Origin of the sequence: Streptomyces sp. NPDC050121, from assembly GCF_044460385.1 — a bacterium.
GTDB classification, from domain to species: domain Bacteria; phylum Actinomycetota; class Actinomycetes; order Streptomycetales; family Streptomycetaceae; genus Streptomyces; species Streptomyces soliscabiei.
This window is the reverse complement of sequence record NZ_JBITJV010000008.1, coordinates 61581-82383: the sequence shown is the minus strand read 5'-3', so window position 1 is coordinate 82383 and position 20803 is coordinate 61581. Positions and strand designations below refer to the sequence as shown.

Genomic DNA, 20803 nt, shown 5'->3' with positions numbered 1-20803 from the left:
TGCCAGCCGTCCCCCAAGGAGTGCCCGTGCCGTCGTCCGCCCCGTCCCTGCCACGACGCGTCGCACGCATACTGCGTACCTCCCTCTTCGCGCAGGTCGCCTGCGCGCTCGTCCTTGGCATCGTCGTCGGAAAGCTGTGGCCCGACGTGGCCACGGATCTCCAGCCGCTCGGCGACGGGTTCACCCGGCTCATCAAGACGATCATCTCGCCCCTCGTGTTCTGTGTGGTGGTCGTCGGCATCGCGAAGGCCGGTGACCTGAAGGCCTTCGGCCGGATCGGACTCAAGGCCCTGATCTGGTTCGAGGTCGCGAGCACGCTCGCCCTGATCATCGGGCTCCTCGCCGCCAATATCGTCCAGCCCGGCTCGGGGATGAACGTCGACCCGTCCACGCTCGACACCTCGGCGGTCGACGCGAAGACGGGTGGCGGCTCGCTGCCTTCCACGACCGAGTTCATCGTGAACGCGCTGCCCACCAGTTTCATCGGCGCCTTCGCGGAGAACTCCCTGCTCCAGGTGCTCATCCTGGCCTGTCTGGTGGGAGCCGCGCTGCTGCACCTCGGCCACACCAAGGTGCCCAAGGTGCTGCCCGCCGTGGAGCAGGCCCAGGAGATCATCTTCGCGATCGTCGGCTTCGTCATGCGACTGGCGCCGATCGCGGTGTTCGGCGCGATGGCCGTCCTGATCGGCAACTACGGGCTCGGTGTGATCGAGACCTACGGCAAGCTGATCATCCTGTGCTACACGGCGGCGGCCCTGTTCATCGCGTTGCTCGCCGTCGCCCTGCGGCTGGTCACCGGACTGAGCCTGTGGAAGTTCCTGCGCTACATCCGCGAGGAGATGCTCCTCGCGCTCGGCACCGCCTCCACCGAGTCCGTCATGCCGCGCGTGATGCAGAAGCTGCGCAAGGCCGGCGCCCGCGACGACGCCGTCGGCCTGGTGCTGCCGACGGGCTACTCCTTCAACCTCGACGGCGCCTCGCTCTACCTGTCCATCGGCACGCTGTTCATCGCCCAGGCGGTCGGCGTGGACCTCAGCCTGGGGCAGCAGATCACCGTGGTCCTGGTGCTCATGCTGACCAGTAAGGGCATGGCCGGCATCCCCGGCTCGGCCTTCCTCGCCCTGTCCGCGACCGCCTCCTCGCTGGGGGCCATCCCCGCCGGCGCCGTGGCCCTGCTGCTGGGCGTGGACCGCATCATGGACTCGATGCGCGTCGTCACCAACCTGCTCGGCAACTGTGTGGCGGTGTTCGCCGTCTCCCGTTGGGAGGGCGCGCTGGACCTGGAGCGGGCCAAGAAGGTCCTGGACGGCGAGGACGTCGCCGCGGCCGAGGGGGAGCGCGTGGCTCCCGCCGAGCCCGAGGGCGCCGAAAGCCCGGAAACGACCGGGCCCGCGGCTGTGGTGCCCGCTCAGCTCACCAAGGAGGCGGCCCCCGAGGTCAGTTGACGCACAGCGACACCGCAACGGGCCGTGGCCGCCCCTCCCGCAGTACGGAGGAGCGGCCACGGCCCGTCGCGTCGTTCAGCAGGCTCGCCCCTGCCCCTGCTCATGTCCCCGCCCCCGCCCCTGCTCCTGTCCTTGCGTCCGCTCCCGCTGCGGTGTCCCGTCGACCAGGGCGTCGAGCAACCCGCTCAGCACCTGGCGTTCCAGGTCCGTCAGCGGATCCAGAATCTCCTTCGCGGCGGACACGCGCGCACCGCGCAGCTCCCGCAGTGCCTCGCCGCCGTCCTCGGTGAGTTCGATGCGGATCACCCGCCGGTTGGTGGGGTCGGGCGCCCGGCGCACCTTGCCGCTCGCCTCCAGCGCGTCGACCAGGGTCGTCACGGCCCGGGGCACCACCTCCAGCCGCTCGGCGAGGTCGGCCATGCGCGGCGGTGCGTCGCAGTGCGCCAGGGTGCGCAGCAGCCGGGCCTGGGCCGGGGTGACGCCCAGCCCGCGCTGCTCCAGGTGGCGCTTCTGGATGCGGTGCACCCGGCGGGTGAGCCGCAGCAGTTGCTCGGCGAGGAGGCCGTCGGAATCCGGGGTGGTCATACGGGAACAATATCAGGATGCCGTTCATTGTGAGTATAGGTAACAATGAGCTATGCTCCGTCAGTCCTCACCGTCTCACCCTCCGTAGGAGCCATGCCCCGCGACCACATCGACTGGACCCCTTCGCACGGCACCTCGACCGATCAACCCCGGCAGGTGCGCCGCATCCTCACCCTCTTCAAGCCCTACCGTGCCCGGCTCGCGGTCGTCGGCGTGCTCGTCGCCGCCTCGTCGCTGGTCACCGTGGCCACGCCGTTCCTGCTGAAGGAGACGCTGGACGTCGCCATCCCGCAGGGGCGCACCGGCCTGCTGAGCCTGCTCGCCCTCGGCATGATCCTCAGCGCCGTCCTCAGCGGCGTGTTCGGCGTCCTGCAGACGCTGATCTCGACGACGGTCGGCCAGCGCGTCATGCACGACCTGCGCACGGCCGTCTACGGCCGCCTGCAGCGCATGTCCCTCGCCTTCTTCACGCGCACGCGTACCGGCGAGGTGCAGTCCCGCATCGCCAACGACATCGGCGGCATGCAGGCCACTGTCACCTCCACCGCCACCTCTCTGGTCTCCAACTTCACCAGCGTGGTCGCCACGATCATCGCGATGGTCGCCCTCGACTGGCGGCTGACCGTCGTCTCCCTGCTGCTGCTGCCGGTCTTCGTGTGGATCAGCCGCCGCGTCGGCAACGAACGCAAGAAGATCACCACCCAGCGTCAGAAGCAGATGGCCGCGATGGCCGCCACGGTCACCGAGTCGCTGTCGGTCAGCGGCATCCTCCTCGGCCGCACCATGGGCCGCTCCGACTCCCTCACCCGGTCCTTCTCCGAGGAGTCCGAGCAGCTCGTCGACCTCGAAGTGCGGTCGAACATGGCCGGCCGCTGGCGGATGGCCGTCATCGGGATCGTCATGTCCGCCATGCCGGCCGTCATCTACTGGGCCGCGGGCGTGACCCTCCAGCTCGGCGGTCCCGACGTCTCCCTCGGGACGATCGTCGCCTTCGTCTCGCTTCAGCAGGGACTGTTCCGCCCCGCCGTCAGCCTCCTGGCGACCGGTGTGCAGATCCAGACCTCCCTCGCGCTCTTCCAGCGCATCTTCGAGTACCTCGACCTCCCCATCGACATCACCGAGCGCGACAACCCGGTCCACCTCGACCAGATCAAGGGCGAGGTGCGCTTCGAGAAGGTCGCCTTCCGCTACGACAACGACGACGACAAGGCGGTCCGGCCCGTCCTCGACGGCATCGACGTCACCGTCCTCGCCGGTGGCAGCCTCGCCGTGGTCGGCCCGACCGGCGCCGGCAAGTCCACGCTGGGCTACCTGGTGCCGCGCCTGTACGACGTGACCGGCGGTCGGGTCACTCTCGACGGCGTCGACGTCCGTGACCTCGACTTCGACACCCTGGCCCGCGCGGTCGGCGTCGTCTCGCAGGAGACGTACCTCTTCCATGCCACGGTCGCCGACAACCTGCGCTTCGCCAAGCCGGACGCCACCGACGAAGAGTTGCACGCGGCGGCGCGGGCGGCGCAGATCCACGACCACATCGCCGCCCTGCCGGACGGCTACGACACGGTCGTCGGCGAGCGCGGCCACCGGTTCTCCGGCGGTGAGAAGCAGCGGCTGGCCATCGCCCGCACCATCCTGCGCGACCCGCCGGTACTGATCCTCGACGAGGCGACCAGCGCCCTGGACACCCGTACGGAACGGGCCGTCCAGGAGGCCATCGATGCGCTCTCGGCGAACCGCACCACCCTCACCATCGCCCACCGGCTGTCCACCATTCGGGGTGCCGACCAGATCGTGGTCCTCGACTCCGGCCAGGTGGCCGAACGCGGGACGCATGACGAGCTGTTGGAGCGGAACGGGCGGTATGCGGCCCTCGTGCGACGAGACGCCCACCTGGAGCCGACAAGATGAAAGTATGCCAAGTTATGCCGAATTTGTGACGTTATGAGAGTTACCGTGCCCGCATGCGTAAGAACACTCCGCCACGGACCACGATTCGACTGACGCGCCGCGGCCGTCTCGTCCTCATCGCGACCGGAGCCGTCGTGGCCGGCACCGCCGTGGCGGTGCCGCTGCTGAGCCTGGAGCGATCGAAGGATCACGAGCCGAAGCCGACGGCCCTGGTCATCCCGGAGGGCTGGCGCGCAAGCCAGATCTACGAGGCCGTCGACAAGGCGCTCGCCCTGCCGCCCGGCACCACCCGGGGGACACTGCCGAAGGCCGGTCTCAAACTGCCGAACGACGCCGAGGGCAACCCGGAGGGCTACCTCTTCCCGGCGACGTATCCCTTGGGCAGGAAGGCGACGCCGCAGACGGTGCTGTCGTACATGGTCGACACGGCGAACAAGAAGTTCAACAGGGCGCCCATCGCGGCCGGTGCCCAGCGCAACGCCATGAACGTCTATCAGGCGGTCACCATCGCCAGCCTCGTCCAGGCAGAGGCCGCCACCAAGGCGGACATGGGCAAGGTGGCCCGGGTCGTGTTCAACCGCCTGGAGCGCGGGATGCCGTTGCAGATGGACTCCACCATCAACTACGCGCTGAACCGCTTCACACTCAGGACGACGCCGAACGACACCCGCATCCAGAGCCCCTACAACTCCTACCAGCGCATGGGCCTGCCGCCGACGCCGATCGACAACCCCGGGGAGGAGGCCATGCGTGCCGCGATCAGCCCCACCCCGGGCGACTGGCTGTACTTCGTCACGGTCAAGCCGGGCGACACGCGCTTCACGGCGAGCTACGCGGAGCACCAGCGCAACGTCGCCGAATTCAACCGGAACCAGAAAGCTCAGAAGAGCACGTCGGCGGCGGCGAAGTGACCTGGCGGGGCGTCAGGCGGCGACGCTCTCCCCGGCGAGCAGCCGCCTGATGTCCCGGACGGCCGCGCGTCCGGCCCGGTTGGCGCCGATGGTGCTGGCCGACGGCCCGTAGCCGACCAGGTGGATGCGCGGATCGGCGACCGCACGCGTGCCCTCGACCCGGATCCCGCCGCCCGGCTCACGCAGCCGCAGCGGCGCGAGATGCTCGACGGCGGCCCGGAAACCGGTCGCCCACAGGATGACATCGGCGTCCACGCGCCGCCCGTCGTCCCATGCCACGCCGTCTGGAGTGATCCGGTCGAACATGGGCAGGCGGTCCAGCACCCCGTCGGCCAGTCCCTGCCGGATCGCGTCGGTGAGCGGCAGCCCCGTCACGGACACCACACTCTTCGGCGGCAGTCCCTGCCGCACCCGCTCCTCCACGAGCGCGACCGCCGCACGGCCCGCACCCTCGTCGAAGGGTGCCTCGCGGAACACGGGAGCCCGCCGCGTCACCCACGTGGTGTCGGCCGCGTACGGCGCGATCTCCAGCAGGTGCTGCGTACCGGACGCACCGCCGCCAACCACGACCACCCGCAGTCCGACGAACGCCTCGGGACCCGGGTACTGCGCGGTGTGCAACTGCCGTCCGCGGAAGGTCTCCTGGCCGGGATAGCGGGGCCAGAACGGCCGGTCCCAGGTACCGGTGGCGTTGATCACCGTCCGCGTGGACCACGTACCGTCGGAGGTCTCGACGAGCAGTCGCCCGGCTGCGCCCTCCCGTACGGCACGCACATCGACGGGCCGCCGAACCCGAAGATCGAAGGTGCGCTCGTACGAGGCGAAGTACTCGGCGATCACCTCGGACGAGGCACGCAGCGGATCGGCGTGGGTCAGCTCCATGCCCGGCAGCGCATGCATGCCGTGCACCTTGCCGTACGTCAGCGACAGCCACCGGAACTGCCAGGCGCCGCCCGGTCCGGGGGAGTGGTCCAGCACCACGAAGTCGCGCCCCGGCTCGAAACCGGTGCGCCGCAGGTGATAGGCGCTGGACAGACCCGCCTGACCAGCGCCCACGACGACTACCTCGACCTCGCGTGCATCGTTCACGCTTCCACCAACCGCGCGGAAGCCGTGGATCTTCCCGCGGCAGGTCCGTGGGTGTGCCGAATCACCGCCCGCCCGCAACGTGGGGTCAGGGCCCGGGAGAGTGCGAGGCGCTCAGCCCTCGGAGGCCCGGGCGGGCGTGGTCGAAGCCGGTAGCTTGCCGTTGTAACGGGTGTCAACGAAGGTGCCGAAGTCGACCGTCTTCGGGATGAGCTTCAAGTCGGTGAAGGTATCGGCGATCTGCTGCTCGGAGGCGATGAGCGGCTTGTCGACGGCGACCGAGATCCGGGTGGCGTTGGTGCGCCGCACCGAGGCCAGCGCCACCTCGTACGGCAGACCGGTGTCCTTCGCCCAGACCTTCGCCCACTCCTCCTGGTGGCCGTAGACCCACGCCGTGGCCCGCCGCAGCCGCTCCAGATAGTCCTTGATGGCGGCGGCCTTCTTCTTGTCCTGCAGCGCACTCGGCGCCGCCACCTGGAAGGTCAGGCCGTTCGTGATGCCCTCGCCGGTGGTGAGGACGCGGCCCTGCTTGGCCTGCAGGATCTGCGAGGTGTACGGGTCCCAGACCGCCCACGCGTCCACCTTGCCGGAGGTGAACGCGGCCAGCGCGTCGGCCGGCTGCAGGTACTTGACCCTGACGTCGCTCAGGCTCAGCCCGGCCGCCTTTAGGGAGGCGACCAACTGGTAGTTGGCGGACGAACCCTGCGCCACGGCGACCGACTTGCCCTTGAGGTCCTGGGGCTTCGACAGCTTCGAGTCGTTCGGTACGAGAGTGGCGTCGCCCTTGGAGGCGCCGTGGAAGGCGGCCACGACCGTGATCTTCGAGCCTGCGCCGGCGGCGAAGACCGGCGGGGTGTTGCCGACGCCGCCGATGTCGACGGCCTTGGCGTTGACGGCCTCCAGCAGCGGCGGTCCGGAGGTGAAGGTGGACCACTTGATCTTGTAGTCGAGGTTCTTGAGCTCTCCGGCGGCCCGCAGGACGGCCTCGGAACCGCCCTTCTGATCCCCGACGTTGAGGGTGAGGGAGCCCTTGCCGTCGGTGTCGGTCCCCGTGCTCGCGGACGAGTTCCCGCCGCAGGCGGTGAGCAGGAGAGCGAAGGGCAGGAGCAGCGCGGCGGGGACGAGACGTCGTCGCATGGGTGGATCCGTTCTGTGCAACTGGGGTTGGGGGGAGTTCAGGCGGCTTCGGCGGTGGTGTCGACGCCGAGCCGTTCCAGCAGCCCGGCGCGCAGTTCGGCGAACCGGGGGTCGGTGATGTCGCGCGGCCGGTCGAGACCGATCTCCTGCTCGTGCGCGATGACGCCGTCGTTCATGACCAGGACGCGGTCGGCGAGCAGGACGGCCTCCTCGACGTCGTGCGTGACCAGCAGCACCGCACAGCCCCGGCGCTGCCACAACTCGCCCACCAGGCGCTGTGCCTTGATGCGGGTGAGCGCGTCGAGCGCGCCGAACGGCTCGTCGAGCAGCAGCAGATCGGGCTCGCGTACCAACGCCCGTGCGAGGGAGGCGCGCTGGGCCTCGCCGCCGGAGAGGGTCTTGGGCCAGGCGTCGGAGCGGTGGCTCAGGCCCACCTCGTCCAGGGCCTGTTCGGCGACGGCGCGTGCGGGTTTGCCGGGCAGTCCGAGCAGGACGTTGTGCCACACCCTCTTCCAGGGCATCAGCCGTGGAGCCTGGAAGGCGACGGCCTTGCGGCGCGGCACCAGAACGGTGCCCTCGATGTCGCGGTCGAGGCCCGCCAGAATGCGCAGCAGGGTGGACTTGCCGCAGCCGCTGTGACCGAGCAGGGCGACGAACTCGCCCGGACGCACGTCGAGTTGAAGGTTGTCGATGACGGCACGACCGTCGAAGGAGCGGGTCAGCCCCTCGACCCGTACCGCAGTCAGCGGGGTCACCGGCCGGTGAACGTCGGTCGCCATTGCAGCAGCAGCCTTTCGAGGGAGCGGACGACGAAGTCGGCCAGCAGGCCGAGGAAGGCGTAGACGATCAGGCAGACCACGATCACGTCGGTTTGCAGGAAGTCCCGCGCCTGCACCATCAGGAAGCCGATGCCGGAGTCGGCGTTGACCTGCTCGGCGAAGACCAGTGCCAGCCAGGCGATCCCGAGCGAGTAGCGCAGCCCCGTCAGCGCGCCGGGCAGTGCCCCCGGCAGCACGACATGCCGCACGAGCCCCCAGCGGGAGAGGCCCAGGGACTCCCCGGCCTCGATCAACTGGGCGTCCACACCGCGGATTCCGGCGTACACGTTGAGGTAGAGCGGGAAGGTCACACCGAGCGTGATGATGGCGACCTTCGGGGCCTCACCGATGCCGAACCAGATGATGAACAGCGGGATCAGACCCACGAACGGCACGGTGCGCAGCATCTGTACCGGCGCATCCACCAGATCCTCGCCGATCCTGAACAGGCCCGAGACCAGGGCGAGTCCGGGTCCGACGACGGTGCCGAGCAGCAGCCCGAACGCCACGCGCTGCAGCGAGGTGCCCATGGCGGAGGCCAGCGAACCGTCACCGATCAGATCCCCGGCGACCTGCGCGATCCGGCCGGGCGAGGCGAGGACATCCGACGCCAACACACCGGTGGAGCTGAGGAGTTGCCACAGGGCGAGCAGCAGGAGGGGGCCTGCGGTGCGGCGCAACCAGCGCGGGACGCGGGTGCGGCGGGAGGAGGCGGGGACGATGGGGGTGAGCTCGAGGGACGCGGAGTCGCGGGAGTCGACATCGGCCCTCTTCGATGAGGATATAGGGGAAATATCGGGTTCCGAGGAGCCGGGAGGGGCATGGCTGATGCTCATGGGTGCTCCATGGGGAGGAGAGCGTCCGGTGAGGGAGGGGGTACGCGCCTCAGCACCGTCACGTCACGCGCAGCGTGCGGGTACGGCGAGGTGCAGGCAATGGGGGAGTGCGAAAAGGAGAGAAGGCGTCAACAGCCGCAGCGACATGCGGCAGAGGCCACCCGCAGCAGGTCGATGTGACCGCGCGTGGTGAGCATGGCTGAACGCAACATGCGGCGAAAGTAGCCAGGTCGTCCGTGCACGGTCAATGGCGTCTCGCGGGCTGGACCCACCATATCGACCAGCGAACAGCCGTTGACCTGCGAAACCCGGCGTATGGGTCAGGATGGGGGCATGTCAGATGCCTTCACCACCCGAGTCCTGAACGTCGCCACCGGTTCGACCGAGCAGGTTGTCGACCTGACCCGCGACTGCGAGGCCTTCCTGCGGGAGGCGGCCGCCGGCCGCGACGGCCTCCTGAACGTCTTCGTCCCCCACGCCACGGCCGGAATCGCGATCCTCGAAACGGGTTCCGGCAGCGACGACGACCTCCTCGCCACCCTCCACACCCTCCTCCCTGCCGACGACCGCTGGCAGCACCGCCACGGCAGCCCCGGCCACGGTCGCGACCACGTCCTCCCGGCGCTCGTACCGCCGCATGCGACGCTGCCCGTGGTGGGCGGGCGGCTGGAGTTGGGGACTTGGCAGTCGGTGTGCCTGGTGGATACGAACAGGGATAATACGGAGCGGAAGGTGCGTTTCTCGTTTCTTGCGGGCTCCTGACTGCAACCTCGGTCCCTGGGCGACTCACTTCCTCCGTACCGGAGCCCAGGTTTGACCCTGAACAACAAGCGCCCGGGGACGGACTGCCGATCCGGAAGCGCCACAGCCGTGGACGGCCACGCTGTATGTGGTGGATGTGCGCCGGGATGGGGACCCGGCGCGGTCGGAGGGAACCTGGACAACCCCTCCCTGCGGGCACGCTCTCCAAGAGCACCCGTGAATGTGCGAAGCTGGTTTTCCGATCACGAGGACGGTGTTTCTCCGTGTCTCGGCGTCAGCCGGGCGCACACCCCGTGAGCCCGATCCGTGTCGCGTCCGGTGACGTCCTGCCGTCGGAGCCGTTCCAGCCTGGGAGCGGTGAGTACAGATGAGTCCGAGTTCCGACGATGCTGCGAATCCCGCGCCGACCGGCGTCGGCAACGGGCCCGCCGTCTCCCGTCGGGAGTTCGACGCACTCTTCGAGGCGGTTCGCACGTGGGGTCGCTGGTCCCCGGCCGACCGCGGTGCCTGGAACCGCGTCACCGCGGACCATGTGCGGCGGGCCGCAGCGTGCGTGCGGACCGGGACGGTCGTCCCGCTGGCGCTGCCGTGGAACACCCGGCCCGGCCCCGGCAACCGCAAGCCCGCCCTGCACCACATGACCGACCTCGGTGACGTGGAGGCGCCGGAACCCTCCACCCACAAGGACTTCATCGCCGCCGATTACCACGGCAAGGGCATCACCCATCTTGACGCGCTGTGCCACATCGCCTACCGGGGGCAGCTCTACGACGGCCGCACGGCACACGAGGTCGTCGATGCAGCAGGCGCCCGCTTCGGCGCGGTGTCGACGCTCGGGTCCCTCGTCACGAGGGGAGTGCTCCTCGACCTGCCCGCCGTCCTCGGGATCCACTGGCTGGAGCCGGGGCGAGCGGTGCACGCCAAGGACATCGTCGTTGTGGAGAAGGCGCTCGATGTGACGATCGGCGATGGCGACGCGGTGCTGCTGCGCTCCGGACACGTCCGGCGCCGCGAGGAACTCGGCGCCTGGGACCCCGACACGGCCAGCGCGGGCTTTCATGTGGACGCCCTGCCGCTGCTGGCCGAGCGTGGCATCGCGCTGCTCGGCGGAGACGGCGACAGTGACGTGCGGCCCTCACCCGTGGACGGCGTGCACTCGCCGGTCCACGCCCTGGCTGTGGCCGCGATGGGGATGCCACTGCTGGACAACCTCGACCTGGAAGCGCTGTCCGCCGCGACCGCGACAGCGGGGCGCTACGACTTCATGCTCGTCGTGGCGCCGCTGAACGTCCCGGGCGGGACGGGCTCGCCCGTCAACCCGGTCGCGGTCCTGTGACACCGATCCGGTCCGGTCACCGTGTGTGAGGGGTCTTGTGAACGGTGACTCGCGCCTCCAATGCCCGTATCCTCGTCCATATCAGATATTTCGGAATATTGACTGTCGAAGGTGCGAGTGAGGCGGAGCGTGGTTCAGGCCGGCGGAGATCCGATACCGGCGGGGCGTGCGCCAGGCGGCACGGGGCCCGCCAGTTTCCGTGAGCGGTTCCTGCAGGGTGAGCCGGTCGAGACGGGTGTGCGCACGTCGATCCTGGATTCCTGGCGGCGCTGCCGGACCCTGGGGCTGTCGCCGGACCAGTCCGACCTTCCCTTCCGGGAGGACTTCGAACCGGACGGACGGATCGTCCGCGCGGCCGTTCCGGTGCTCGACCGGCTGCAGGCCACGTTCGCCGGCAGCGCGATGAACATCTCCGTCGCCGATGCGAGCGGGACGGTTCTCCTGCGCCGTTTCGGAGAAGCGTCGCTGGCCAGAGTTCTCCCGGCCATCCAGAGTGTCCCCGGGTTCGTGTTCGCCGAGCAGGTCGCAGGTACCAACGGCATCGGTCTCGCCCTGGCCGAGCGCCAACCCATCCGGGTCTACGGTGCCGAGCACTTCGCCGAGCGCTCCCAGGGCAGTGCCTGCCGCGCGCTTCCCGTCCGCGACCCACTCAGCGGCCGCATCGAGGGCGTCCTGTGCTTCGGCTATCCGCGCAGCGCCGAGGACCCGGCCCTGGACACCGTGATACGCAAAGCGGCCGAGACCATCGAGCGGCGGCTGCTGGGGCAGAGTTCCTCGCGTGAGCGCGCTCTGCTGCGGGCGTACCTGGCCAGCGGAGCCGAGGCCGCCGCAGGTTTTCGGCACCGCGTGGGGGTGCGGGAACTGGCTGTGGAGATGAGCCCCCGCGACCGGGCGATCCTCATGGAGAAGGCCGCCGAGCTGATCGCCTGTGCGCAGCGGGCCTGTGTCGACGTGCCCCTGTCCGACGGCCGTCGGGTCACGCTCGTGAGCCGGCCGATGACGAGTGCCTCCGGAGTGGAGGGCTTCGCCATCGAGGCCGTTGTCCCCGGTCCCTCAGCGAGTGAGCGCCTTGCCTTCCCGCATCAGGTCCACGAGCCGCTGGGCCTCCCTGCCGAGCTTGCCGTCGCCACCTCCCTCACGTTCTTCGGGGCCGTTCCCGACGTGGCGTCCGGGCAGCTCCGGGTCACCCCGCCGGCGGAGTATCTTCCCGGCGCGGAGCACGGCCCTGTCGCCGTGGGCGTCGAGCGCGTCACGGCCGGCGACGGCACGACGGACGAGCACTCCGACTCCCCGCCCCCGGCGAGAGCGCTCATGATGGTGGGAGAGCCGCACGTGGGGACCTACGCCCTGGCCGCGCGCCGCCGCCTGGAATTGCTGTCCGAGGCCGGCGTCCGCATAGGCACCACCCTGGATGTGCGCAGTACCGCCCGGGAGCTCGCCGAGTCGGCGGTGCCGCAACTGGCCGACTTCGTCACCATCGACCTGCCGGAAGCCGTGCTCCGCGGCGAGGAGTCCGCCGATCCCCGCAGTGACCTACGCCGCATGGTGGTCCACGGCATCCACGACGACTGTCCCTTCCATCCGGTCGGCAAGCAGGTCGACTACGGTCCGACGATGCCGCAGTCGCGGTGTCTGACGAGCGGCCAGGCAGTGCTGGAACCGGACCTGAAGGCTGCCGCGGGCTGGTTCGCGCAGGACCCTGAGCACTCCGCACAGCTGCTGAGCCACGTCCACTCCCTCATCGCGGTGCCTCTGGTCGCCCGCGGCGCATTCCTGGGCGTGGCCGGCTTCTACCGCGCGCAGGACTCGCCACCGTTCGGGGACGACGACCGGTCGCTGGTCCAGGAACTGGCCGCCCGTGCCGCACTGTCCATCGACAACGCCCGGCGCTACACGCGCGAACGCGCCATGGTCCTGGCCCTGCAGCGCAGCCTGCTCCCGCACGGTGTGCCGGACCAGGACGCCGTCGAGGTCGCCCATCGCTACCTGCCCGCCGAATCCGACGTCGGAGGGGACTGGTACGACGTCATACCCCTGTCCGGCAGCCGCATCGGGCTCTTCGTCGGCGACGTCGTCGGCCACGGCATGCTCTCCGCCGCCACCATGGGGCGGCTGCGCACGGCCGCCCGCAGTTTCGTCGAACTCGACTTCCCCCCGGACGAGGTCCTCACCCACCTCGACAAACTCGTGGGACGCCTGGACCGGGAGGACCCCGGCGCCGTGGACGCAGGCATCATCGGCGCGACCTGTCTCTACGCCATCTACGACCCGACCACACAGCAGTGCACCATGGCCCGGGCCGCCCATCCCCCGCCCGCTCTGGTCCGCCCCGACGGCACCGTATGGTTCCCCGACCTGCCCGCCGGACCGCCGCTCGGCCTCGGCGGTCTGCCGTTCGAAGCCGCCGAGCTCGACCTCCCTGAGAACAGCCAGCTGGTCCTCTACACCGACGGGCTCATCGAGGACCGTCACCGCGACGTCGACGTGGTCCTCGATCAGCTGAGCGCCACGCTGGCCCAAGCGAACGGCACGCCCGACGAGACCTGCGAGGCGGTACTCGACAAGGTGGCCCCCGCCCACCCCTGCGACGACATCGCCCTGCTCGTCGCCCGCACCCACGCCCTGGACCCCCAGCGGATCGCCACCTGGGACCTGCCCGCGGATCCGGCCCTGGTCAGCGAGGTCCGCGCCTCCGCCACCCGGCAACTGACCGACTGGGGACTCGACGAGGCCGCGTTCGCCGCCGAACTGGTGCTCAGCGAGCTGGTCACGAACGCCATCCGCCACGGCGCAGGGCCCATCCGGGTACGGCTGCTCCACGACCGCACCCTGATCTGCGAGGTCTCCGACACCAGCAACACCGCCCCGCATCTGCGCCGAGCGGCCAGCACCGACGAGGGCGGCCGCGGCCTGTTCCTCGTCGCGCAGCTGACGCAGAGCTGGGGCACGCGCTACACCCAGCAGGGCAAGGTCATCTGGGCCGAATGCGGGCTCGAGGGGGCCTGAGGGGGCCTGAGGGGGCCTGAGGCGCCGACCCCGGCGGTGCGCTGCTCCGTTGGGGTGACGGAGAGCGGTCAAATGTCGGAAAATATGCGACATATGCCGCTAATATCGCTGATGTGCATCGGGAAGAACACGACTGGTCCAACCCCGGAGAGGTCCGTGCACGAGGCCCACGACACCTCTGCGCATGCGGTCCCGCCCTTCGGGGCGGAACCTCTGGTCCGCGTCCGCGGACTTGCCAAGCGCTTCGGGGGAACCCTCGCGCTCGCCGGGGTCGACCTCGATGTCCACGCCGGCAGCGTCCTCGCCCTCCTCGGTCCCAACGGAGCCGGGAAGTCCACGCTCATCAAGGTGCTCGGGGGCGTCCACCACGCCGACTCGGGGCAGGTCACCGTGGCCGGGCACCCACTCGGGAGTCACGCCGCTTCCCGGCACATGTCCTTCATCCATCAGGATCTCGGCCTGGTGGAGTGGATGACGGTAGCCGAGAACATCGCTCTGAGCACCGGGTATCCGCGCCGCGCCGGACTGATCTCCTGGCGGCTCACCCGAGAACACTGCACCGAGGCCCTGCGGGTCGTCGCCGGACATCTCGACCCCGACACGCCGATCTCCCGCCTCGCCCCGGCCGAGCGTTCGCTTGTCGCCGTCGCACGAGCCCTGGCGGCACGGGCGAGACTCATCGTCCTCGACGAGCCGACCGCCCGCCTGCCCGCCGCGGACTGCACCCGGCTGTTCCGGGTGCTGCACACCCTGCGCGACCGGGGGCACGGCATCCTCTACGTCACTCATCGCCTGGACGAGGTGTACGAGGTCGCCGACACCTTCGCCGTGCTGCGCGACGGACGCCTGGTCAGCCACGGCTCGCCGGCGACCCACACCCCTGCCCACCTGGTGCGCGCCATCACCGGCGAGGAGCCGACCGATCACCGCCCCGCCACCACCCCGGCCGGCGGCCCGGCCATCCTCACCCTGGACGGGGTGCGCACCCCCGACGCGGGACCGGTCAGTCTGGAGCTCAGGCAGGGGGAAGTCCTCGGCCTGGTCGGCCTCACGGGCGCCGGACACATCGGCCTCGCCCGAGCCCTCGCGGGCGCCCGGCCCCTCCTCGGCGGACGGGCCCTTCTCGGCGGTCGCCCGTACCATCCCCGTACGGTCGCGGACGCCGTCGGACGGGGTGTCGCCCTCGTACCTGGTGACAGACAGCGGGAGGGTTGCCTCGCCGAGCTGACCGTACGGGAGAACCTCTTGGCCAACCCCCGGGCGGGAGGCATGGCGGCCATGTGCTGGATCAGCCCCCGCCGCGAACGCGCCGAGGCCGGCACCCTGATCGAACGGTTCTCGGTGCGTCCCCACGACAGCGAGGCCGCCATCGCCACCCTGTCCGGGGGAAACCAGCAGAAGGTCATGATCGGCCGGTGGCTGCGGCTGGCCCTGCGCCTGCTGATCCTCGAGGAACCGACGGCGAGCGTGGACATCGGTGCCAAAGCCGCGATCCACCGCCTGCTCGACGAGGCGCTCTCCGCCGGCCTCGCGGTCCTCCTCATCTCCAGCGACTTCGAGGAGGTCGCGGGCGTGTGTCGGCGCGCCCTGGTCTTCGTCCGCGGATCCGTGACGACCGAGCTGACCGGCCCGGCCCTCACGGTCACCGAGCTCACGCGGGCGGCTTCGGCCCTGCCCTCCTCCGGAACCGCGGCGAATCCGTGACCGGCTCCCCCTCTCCGGCTGCGCCCCCGCCCCGGCCGCGTCGCTCGGGCCCACCGAGGCGACTCGCCCGACTGCACGGCCGGAGCGGGCAACTCATCGGCGCCTACGGCCTCCTGACCGTCACCGCCCTGCTCTTCCTGATCTTCTCCCTCACCCTGCCGCGTACCTTTCCCACCCGGGACACCGTCGACTCGATCTTGTCCAACCAGTCGATCCCGGCCGTCCTCGCACTCGCCGCGATGGTCCCCATCGTGACCGGCGCGTTCGACCTCTCCATCGGCTACGGCCTCGGCCTGGCGCACGTCATGGTGATGCAGCTCGTCGTGGGCGACGGGTGGCCCTGGCCGCTCGCCTGCCTCACGGTGATCGCCGGAGGGGGTGTCGTGGGCGTCCTCAACGGTGTCGTCGTCGAATTCGGACGGATCGATTCGTTCATCGCCACGCTCGGAACCGGCAGCATGATGTACGCGGTGACCGGATGGGTCACCGGCGGCAGCCGGATCGTCCCCGGCCCGCAAGGCCTCCCGGCCGCATTCACCGACATCTACGACTCGACGTTCCTCGGCCTGCCGGTTCCCGCCTTTTACGTGCTCGCGCTCGCGGTCGCCCTCTGGGTGGTTCTGGAGCGGCTGCCGCTCGGCAGGTACCTGTACGTCGTCGGGTCGAACCCGCGCGCCGCCGACCTGGTCGGCATCCCGACCCGCAAGTACACCGTCTACGCCTTCGCCGCGTCGGGACTGATCGTCGGCTTCGACGGAGTGCTGCTCGCGGCCCAGCAGCAGATCGGCAATCCCAGCGTCGGCCTCGACTACCTGCTGCCCGCGTTCGTCGGGGCCCTCCTCGGCTCCACCGCCATCAAACCGGGGCGCCCGAACGCCCTGGGCACCCTCGTCGCCGTCGCCGTCCTCGCCGTCGGCCTCACCGGCATCGCCCAGATGGGCGGCGACTTCTGGACGGTCCCGTTGTTCTACGGCGGCACCCTGCTCCTCGCCGTCGGACTGGCCGGCTACTCCGCTCGTCGCCGACTGCGCACCGGTGCGGTCGTCGCCCGCGATTCGCCCGCCGTGACACAGGACGACGGCACGCCGGGCAGCCCTCCATGACCCACGCCGCGCGCACCGCTGAAGTGCCCGGGCGGCATCCTCCGCAAGGAGCTTCCGTGCACCGCAACCGCAACACCCCCACCGTCCGCAACGCGCGGTCCACTGCCACCGCCCTGGTGGTCGCGGTCTTCGTGCTGGCCGGCTGTGAACGCGGCTCGTCGAGCGGACCGGCGCACTCGACCTCGGGTCCGAGCGGCTGCCCCGCGGCCCAGACCAGGGCCCAGGCCGCCGTCAGCCGGGCGGAGCGGACCGACATCCCTTGGAACGGACCGACCAGCGGTCCCACCGCGGTGGCCGGCAAGACCATCGTCTACGTCGCCCAGACCATGACCAATCCCGGAGTCGCGGGCGCCGCGGACAGCGTGCGGAAAGCCGCGCGCGTCATCGGCTGGCACGTCCGGGTGATCGACGGTGGCGGCACCCCCGCCGGCATCCAGGCGGCGATGAGCGAGGCCGTGGACGTCAGACCCTCGGGCATCGTCATCGGGGGCTTCGACCCGGGCTCGACCTCGCAGCAGGTGGCGCGTGCGAACGCGGCAGGCATTCCGCTCATCGGCTGGCACGCGGTCGCTTCCCCCGGCCCCAGCCGGCGCCCCAGGCTCTTCACCAACGTGACCACCAAAGTCGAGGACGTGGCCAGAGCCAGTGCGCAGTGGGTCATCTCGAGCTCCGACGGCACAGCCGGGGCCGTGGTGTTCACCGATGCCTCGATCCCCTTCGCCAAGTACAAGTCCGACCTGATCAGGAAGGAGCTGGCCACCTGCGCGGGGGTAAAGCTGCTGGCGTACGAGAACATCCCGATCCCGGATGCCGGCAGCCGCACGCCCCGGGAGATCTCCTCACTGCTCTCCCGCTTCCAGGGGAGATGGACCCACTCCGTCGCCATCAACGACCTGTACTTCGCCGATGCCGCCCCGGCGTTCCGCGCGGCCGGCAAGAAGGGTTCCGGCCCGCCCTTCAACATCGGCGCCGGCGACGGCGACCCCTCCTCCTTCCAGCGCATCAACAGCAAGCAGTACCAGGCGGCCACCGTGCCGGAGCCGCTGTCCCTGCAGGGCTGGCAGATCGTCGACGAGTTCAACCGCGCCTTCTCCGGCCGGCCGGCCAGCGGGTATGTGGCCCCCGTCCACATCAGCACGGCCGACAACAGCCACGGCGCCACGACCTGGGATCCGGCGGGATACCGGGAGGCGTACCGGAAGATCTGGGGCACGTGACAGGGGCGGCAGAGACTGGTCAACGTGGCGGGGCGTACTCGGTGAGCAGGAGCGCGATGTCGTCCGCCCTGTCGGCGGAAGCGTGGCAGGCATCCCGCAGCAGCCCGTCGGCCAGATCGTCCAGGCCGCCCCCGCCGAGCCGGGCCAGCGCCCCCCGGAGCCGCTCGACGTCGGAGCCGATGTCCGAGTCGCGCCTCTCGATCAACCCGTCCGTATAGAGGGCCAGGACCGACCCGGGAGCGAGACGCAGCTCCGACTCCGGAAAGCGTGCCGTCGCGTCGATGCCGAGCAGTGGGCCGCCGGGCACATCCAGGATCTTGGTGTGCCCGTCGGGCAGGCGCAGCAGGGGCGGGAGATGGCCCGCGCGGACGATGCGCGCGATCCCCGAGCGGGGATGGAACTGGACGTAGCAGCAGCTGGCGAGGAGCACCGGGTCGAGGTCCATGTGGAGCCGGTTGGTGCCGGCGGCGACGTCGCTCGGTCGGTGGCCGGCGGCGACGAATGCCCGCATGGCGCTGCGCAGTTGGCCCATGGCGGCCGCGGCGGGGACGTTGTGCCCCTCGACGTCCCCGACGATCAGTGCGACTTCGTCGCCGGTGGGGATGACGTCGTACCAGTCGCCGCCGATGTCCATCCCCCTGGTGCCCGGAAGATAACGCCCGGTGACGTGCAGCCCCGGCAGAGTGGGCAGCCGGTGCGGCAGCAGCGCGTCCTGCAGGCCGCGGGCGAGGGCGAATTCGGCGTCGTAGAGTCTGGCGCGTTCCAGCGCCTGGCCGATCAGGCCGCCCAGCGCGGTGAGGACTCCGCGCTCCTCGTCGGGGAACCGGTGGATGTCGTCGAAGCCGAGCATGCAGGCGCCGACCGGGTGGTTCGAGGCGATCAGCGGCAGGAACGCCCAGGAGTTGGTGTGACCCGCCATGAGCCCGGGGTAGCTCTCGCGGAGCTGCTCCCGGGACTCGACGAACAGCGGGACCCCGGAGGTCAGCGCGTCCGTCACGGGCAGCCGGGCGTGCAGCGGGGTGCCTTCGAACCGGGCGAGAAAGCGTTTCGAGTAGCCGCGCTGAGCGAGCAGGTGCAGGCGCCGTTCCTCGACCACGGCGATCGCCAGCTTCTGGCCGCCGAACGCCGGCAGCAACTGTTCGGCGACGGCATCGAACACCTCGTCCGCGGTGGCCGCCTCGGTGAGGGCGCTGCCCAGCGTGAGCACCCGGTAGAGGGAACCCACGCGGGGGGCCGCGGGCGGAGGACCCGAGGAGATGGGCGGCCCGTCCTCGGCGACTGGTGCACCGGGTCCGGTGCCGGCCGGTACGGGCTGCCGCACTCGTGAGGCCCATCCCGTCATGCCCTGAGCGCCCGGGTGGAGGGAGAAGACCAGCCAGTCGTCCGGCGGGCGGCGGACCAGGAAGGAGACCGGTTGCTGGGAGACGGCGGCGGCCCGGTAGCGGTCCTCGTACACGGGATCGGCCAGCCAGGGCAGGATGTCCCAGGGGCGCCGGCCGAGCAGTTCGTCCTGGCGGACCCGCAGCAGATCCTCCATGCTGTGGTTGGCGTAGGCGAGGCGTCCGTCGGGAGAGAGCGCGAAGAAACCGTCCGCGAGCCGCTCGATCGCCGCCACGGCGGCCATGCCGCTCCCGGAGTCCAGCACGGCGCCGACCAGGTGGCAAGAGGCCTCCGAGTCGTCGGGGCTCTCCGCTACCCGGCCCCACAGCTCGACGACGCGGTGGCCACCACGGCCGTCCGGGATGCGTAGGTGGTGCGCCAGCAGGTGTCCCTCCTCGACCGCGGCGCGGGCGGCGGACCCAAAACCGGGCAGATCCGCCGGCTCGATGCAGGCCGCCAGTGTGGCTGCCCGGCCGTCGAACGCGCGGGGCGCAATCCCGAAGATCGCGCACAGCTCGTCGTCGGCAGTGAGGGCTCCGGTGTCGAGGTTCCAGTCGAACAGGCCCACCCGGATCGCCGGAGCGGACGGCAGCGGGACCAGTACCGGAGCCGTCCGCTCGTCGTACTCACCGAGCGCGCCGCGGGCCCGCAGTCCGGCGAGGGCGGTGCCCAGCCGGTCGGCGGCGGAGCGCAACTGCCCGCGCTGCGCCCTCGACAGTCCGGTCCCGTCCGGCCTCGGCGTCCACACCACGGCGATGGCGCCGAAGGTCCGCTTGCCCGCCCGGACGGGGACCGATGCAGAGCCGAACGGGTAGGGCAGGGCGATCGAGAGCTGGGGGAAGCGCCGCATCGTCTCCTCCGCGCCGGCCAGGTGGACCATGCGCCCGGAGCGGCACGCCTCCGCCACCGGCATGCGGCTGTTGACCGGGATCCGACGCCACCCGCTGAGCAGGGAGGGCGGTGTCCCGCAGGACGCGGCCACGACGAGCGAGCGATGGTCGCCGGAGAGCAGGAACACGCTTCCGGTATGTGCTCCGGTGACCTCCACGGCATGGACCACGGCCCTCACCAACGCGTCGTCACGCTCGGGCGCTTCGCCGACACCCGCGGCGCTGAGCGGGTATGAGCTCGATGCCATACCGTTGGCCGACACGCTGCCCTCGATCATCCATGGAGTGCTTTTCCCAGTTTAGAGTCATTCGCACCCTTCTGTGGATGGATGTCGGGCCGGTATAGGTGAGCCGATATTGTCCTCCCAGGCCAGACGGAGCGGGGAACGTTCGCCAGGGTGCCCGATCATGAGCGAGAGCGAGCCGGCCGCCCCAGCGGAAGCTCCTCTCACCACGGATGCGGACGTGCTCGCGCCGTTGGGGCGGCCGGCACCTCGGGGGGCGGGCGTTGGCTGCGTGTCCTGGCGGAGTGCTGGATGCGGCCCGTAGTGCAAAAACCGAGCCGTGCGTACTCGCCCCTCCAGGGTTCCCGACGAGTTGGAAGCTTCTCTGAGCCAGGGCGCCCTGGAGCCGCGCATAGACTGTCAACCTTGGGCCCTCAAGCTGAACCAGGGGTTGC

The 20803-nt window shown here is 70.5% G+C and carries 16 protein-coding genes; 9 read left to right on the top strand and 7 right to left on the bottom strand.

Features of this window, described 5'->3' with window-relative positions; translation table 11 throughout:
- The first annotated feature begins 26 nt into the window (after positions 1 to 26).
- Positions 27 to 1445, top strand: a complete 1419-nt coding sequence (locus ACIBTS_RS14545) for a cation:dicarboxylate symporter family transporter (RefSeq protein WP_399319407.1) — start codon at positions 27 to 29, stop codon at positions 1443 to 1445.
- Positions 1446 to 1520: 75 nt separating this feature from the next.
- On the opposite strand, the gene ACIBTS_RS14540 is transcribed toward ACIBTS_RS14545, so the two are convergent.
- On the bottom strand, positions 1521 to 2030 hold the full coding sequence (locus tag ACIBTS_RS14540) for a MarR family winged helix-turn-helix transcriptional regulator (protein ID WP_399319406.1): 510 nt from the start codon (positions 2028 to 2030) through the stop codon (positions 1521 to 1523).
- Between the two features lie 93 nt (positions 2031 to 2123).
- Between ACIBTS_RS14540 and ACIBTS_RS14535 the strand changes: the two genes are divergently transcribed.
- Positions 2124 to 3938 (top strand): ABC transporter ATP-binding protein, encoded by a 1815-nt coding sequence (locus tag ACIBTS_RS14535; protein ID WP_399319405.1) that lies wholly within the window; start codon positions 2124 to 2126, stop codon positions 3936 to 3938.
- Between the two features lie 53 nt (positions 3939 to 3991).
- Complete coding sequence (gene mltG, locus ACIBTS_RS14530; protein WP_319676474.1) at positions 3992 to 4849, top strand: endolytic transglycosylase MltG; 858 nt, start codon at positions 3992 to 3994, stop codon at positions 4847 to 4849.
- Positions 4850 to 4861: 12 nt separating this feature from the next.
- On the opposite strand, the gene ACIBTS_RS14525 is transcribed toward mltG, so the two are convergent.
- From ACIBTS_RS14525 to ACIBTS_RS14505, 5 genes are all read right to left on the bottom strand, one after another.
- Complete coding sequence (locus ACIBTS_RS14525; protein WP_399319403.1) at positions 4862 to 5938, bottom strand: NAD(P)-binding domain-containing protein; 1077 nt, start codon at positions 5936 to 5938, stop codon at positions 4862 to 4864.
- A 111-nt stretch (positions 5939 to 6049) separates the two neighbouring features.
- Positions 6050 to 7072, bottom strand: a complete 1023-nt coding sequence (locus tag ACIBTS_RS14520) for an ABC transporter substrate-binding protein (protein WP_399319402.1) — start codon at positions 7070 to 7072, stop codon at positions 6050 to 6052.
- A gap of 38 nt (positions 7073 to 7110) precedes the next feature.
- Entirely contained in the window at positions 7111 to 7851 is a 741-nt protein-coding gene (locus ACIBTS_RS14515; protein ID WP_399319400.1) for an ABC transporter ATP-binding protein, read from the bottom strand.
- The gene (locus ACIBTS_RS14510) at positions 7824 to 8726 is read right to left on the bottom strand and encodes an ABC transporter permease (protein WP_399319398.1); all 903 of its coding nucleotides are present in this window, start codon (positions 8724 to 8726) and stop codon (positions 7824 to 7826) included. Before ACIBTS_RS14510 ends, ACIBTS_RS14515 begins: the two co-directional genes overlap by 28 nt.
- A 128-nt stretch (positions 8727 to 8854) precedes the next feature.
- Complete coding sequence (locus tag ACIBTS_RS14505; RefSeq protein WP_399319714.1) at positions 8855 to 8923, bottom strand: putative leader peptide; 69 nt, start codon at positions 8921 to 8923, stop codon at positions 8855 to 8857.
- A 136-nt stretch (positions 8924 to 9059) separates the two neighbouring features.
- Between ACIBTS_RS14505 and ACIBTS_RS14500 the strand changes: the two genes are divergently transcribed.
- From ACIBTS_RS14500 to ACIBTS_RS14475, 6 genes are all read left to right on the top strand, one after another.
- Positions 9060 to 9488 carry a secondary thiamine-phosphate synthase enzyme YjbQ gene (locus ACIBTS_RS14500; RefSeq protein WP_399319397.1) on the top strand — a complete coding sequence of 143 codons (429 nt, stop codon included), beginning with the start codon at positions 9060 to 9062 and terminating at the stop codon, positions 9486 to 9488.
- Positions 9489 to 9855: 367 nt separating this feature from the next.
- The gene (locus tag ACIBTS_RS14495; RefSeq protein ID WP_399319395.1) at positions 9856 to 10824 is read left to right on the top strand and encodes a cyclase family protein; all 969 of its coding nucleotides are present in this window, start codon (positions 9856 to 9858) and stop codon (positions 10822 to 10824) included.
- 129 nt (positions 10825 to 10953) lie between these two features.
- A complete protein-coding gene (locus ACIBTS_RS14490; protein WP_399319393.1) occupies positions 10954 to 13830 on the top strand; it encodes a SpoIIE family protein phosphatase in 2877 nt (958 codons plus the stop codon).
- A 156-nt stretch (positions 13831 to 13986) separates the two neighbouring features.
- A complete protein-coding gene (locus ACIBTS_RS14485; protein WP_399319392.1) occupies positions 13987 to 15534 on the top strand; it encodes a sugar ABC transporter ATP-binding protein in 1548 nt (515 codons plus the stop codon).
- Positions 15531 to 16637, top strand: coding sequence for an ABC transporter permease (locus ACIBTS_RS14480; RefSeq protein ID WP_399319391.1), 1107 nt, complete (start codon positions 15531 to 15533; stop codon positions 16635 to 16637). Before ACIBTS_RS14485 ends, ACIBTS_RS14480 begins: the two co-directional genes overlap by 4 nt.
- Before the next feature lie 56 nt (positions 16638 to 16693).
- Positions 16694 to 17854 (top strand): substrate-binding domain-containing protein, encoded by a 1161-nt coding sequence (locus ACIBTS_RS14475; RefSeq protein ID WP_399319389.1) that lies wholly within the window; start codon positions 16694 to 16696, stop codon positions 17852 to 17854.
- A gap of 19 nt (positions 17855 to 17873) precedes the next feature.
- On the opposite strand, the gene ACIBTS_RS14470 is transcribed toward ACIBTS_RS14475, so the two are convergent.
- Positions 17874 to 20372: a SpoIIE family protein phosphatase gene (locus ACIBTS_RS14470; RefSeq protein ID WP_399319387.1), complete on the bottom strand. Its 2499-nt coding sequence runs from the start codon at positions 20370 to 20372 to the stop codon at positions 17874 to 17876.
- Positions 20373 to 20803: the final 431 nt, after the last annotated feature.

Coding starts and splice junctions, on each gene's coding strand:
- ACIBTS_RS14540 (WP_399319406.1), bottom strand. CDS start 2,030: ATGACCACCCCGGATTCCGACGGCCTCCTCGCCGAGCAACTGCTGCGG.
- ACIBTS_RS14535 (WP_399319405.1), top strand. CDS start 2,124: ATGCCCCGCGACCACATCGACTGGACCCCTTCGCACGGCACCTCGACC.
- mltG (WP_319676474.1), top strand. CDS start 3,992: ATGCGTAAGAACACTCCGCCACGGACCACGATTCGACTGACGCGCCGC.
- ACIBTS_RS14520 (WP_399319402.1), bottom strand. CDS start 7,072: ATGCGACGACGTCTCGTCCCCGCCGCGCTGCTCCTGCCCTTCGCTCTC.
- ACIBTS_RS14515 (WP_399319400.1), bottom strand. CDS start 7,851: ATGGCGACCGACGTTCACCGGCCGGTGACCCCGCTGACTGCGGTACGG.
- ACIBTS_RS14510 (WP_399319398.1), bottom strand. CDS start 8,726: ATGAGCATCAGCCATGCCCCTCCCGGCTCCTCGGAACCCGATATTTCC.
- ACIBTS_RS14500 (WP_399319397.1), top strand. CDS start 9,060: ATGTCAGATGCCTTCACCACCCGAGTCCTGAACGTCGCCACCGGTTCG.
- ACIBTS_RS14495 (WP_399319395.1), top strand. CDS start 9,856: ATGAGTCCGAGTTCCGACGATGCTGCGAATCCCGCGCCGACCGGCGTC.
- ACIBTS_RS14470 (WP_399319387.1), bottom strand. CDS start 20,372: ATGGCATCGAGCTCATACCCGCTCAGCGCCGCGGGTGTCGGCGAAGCG.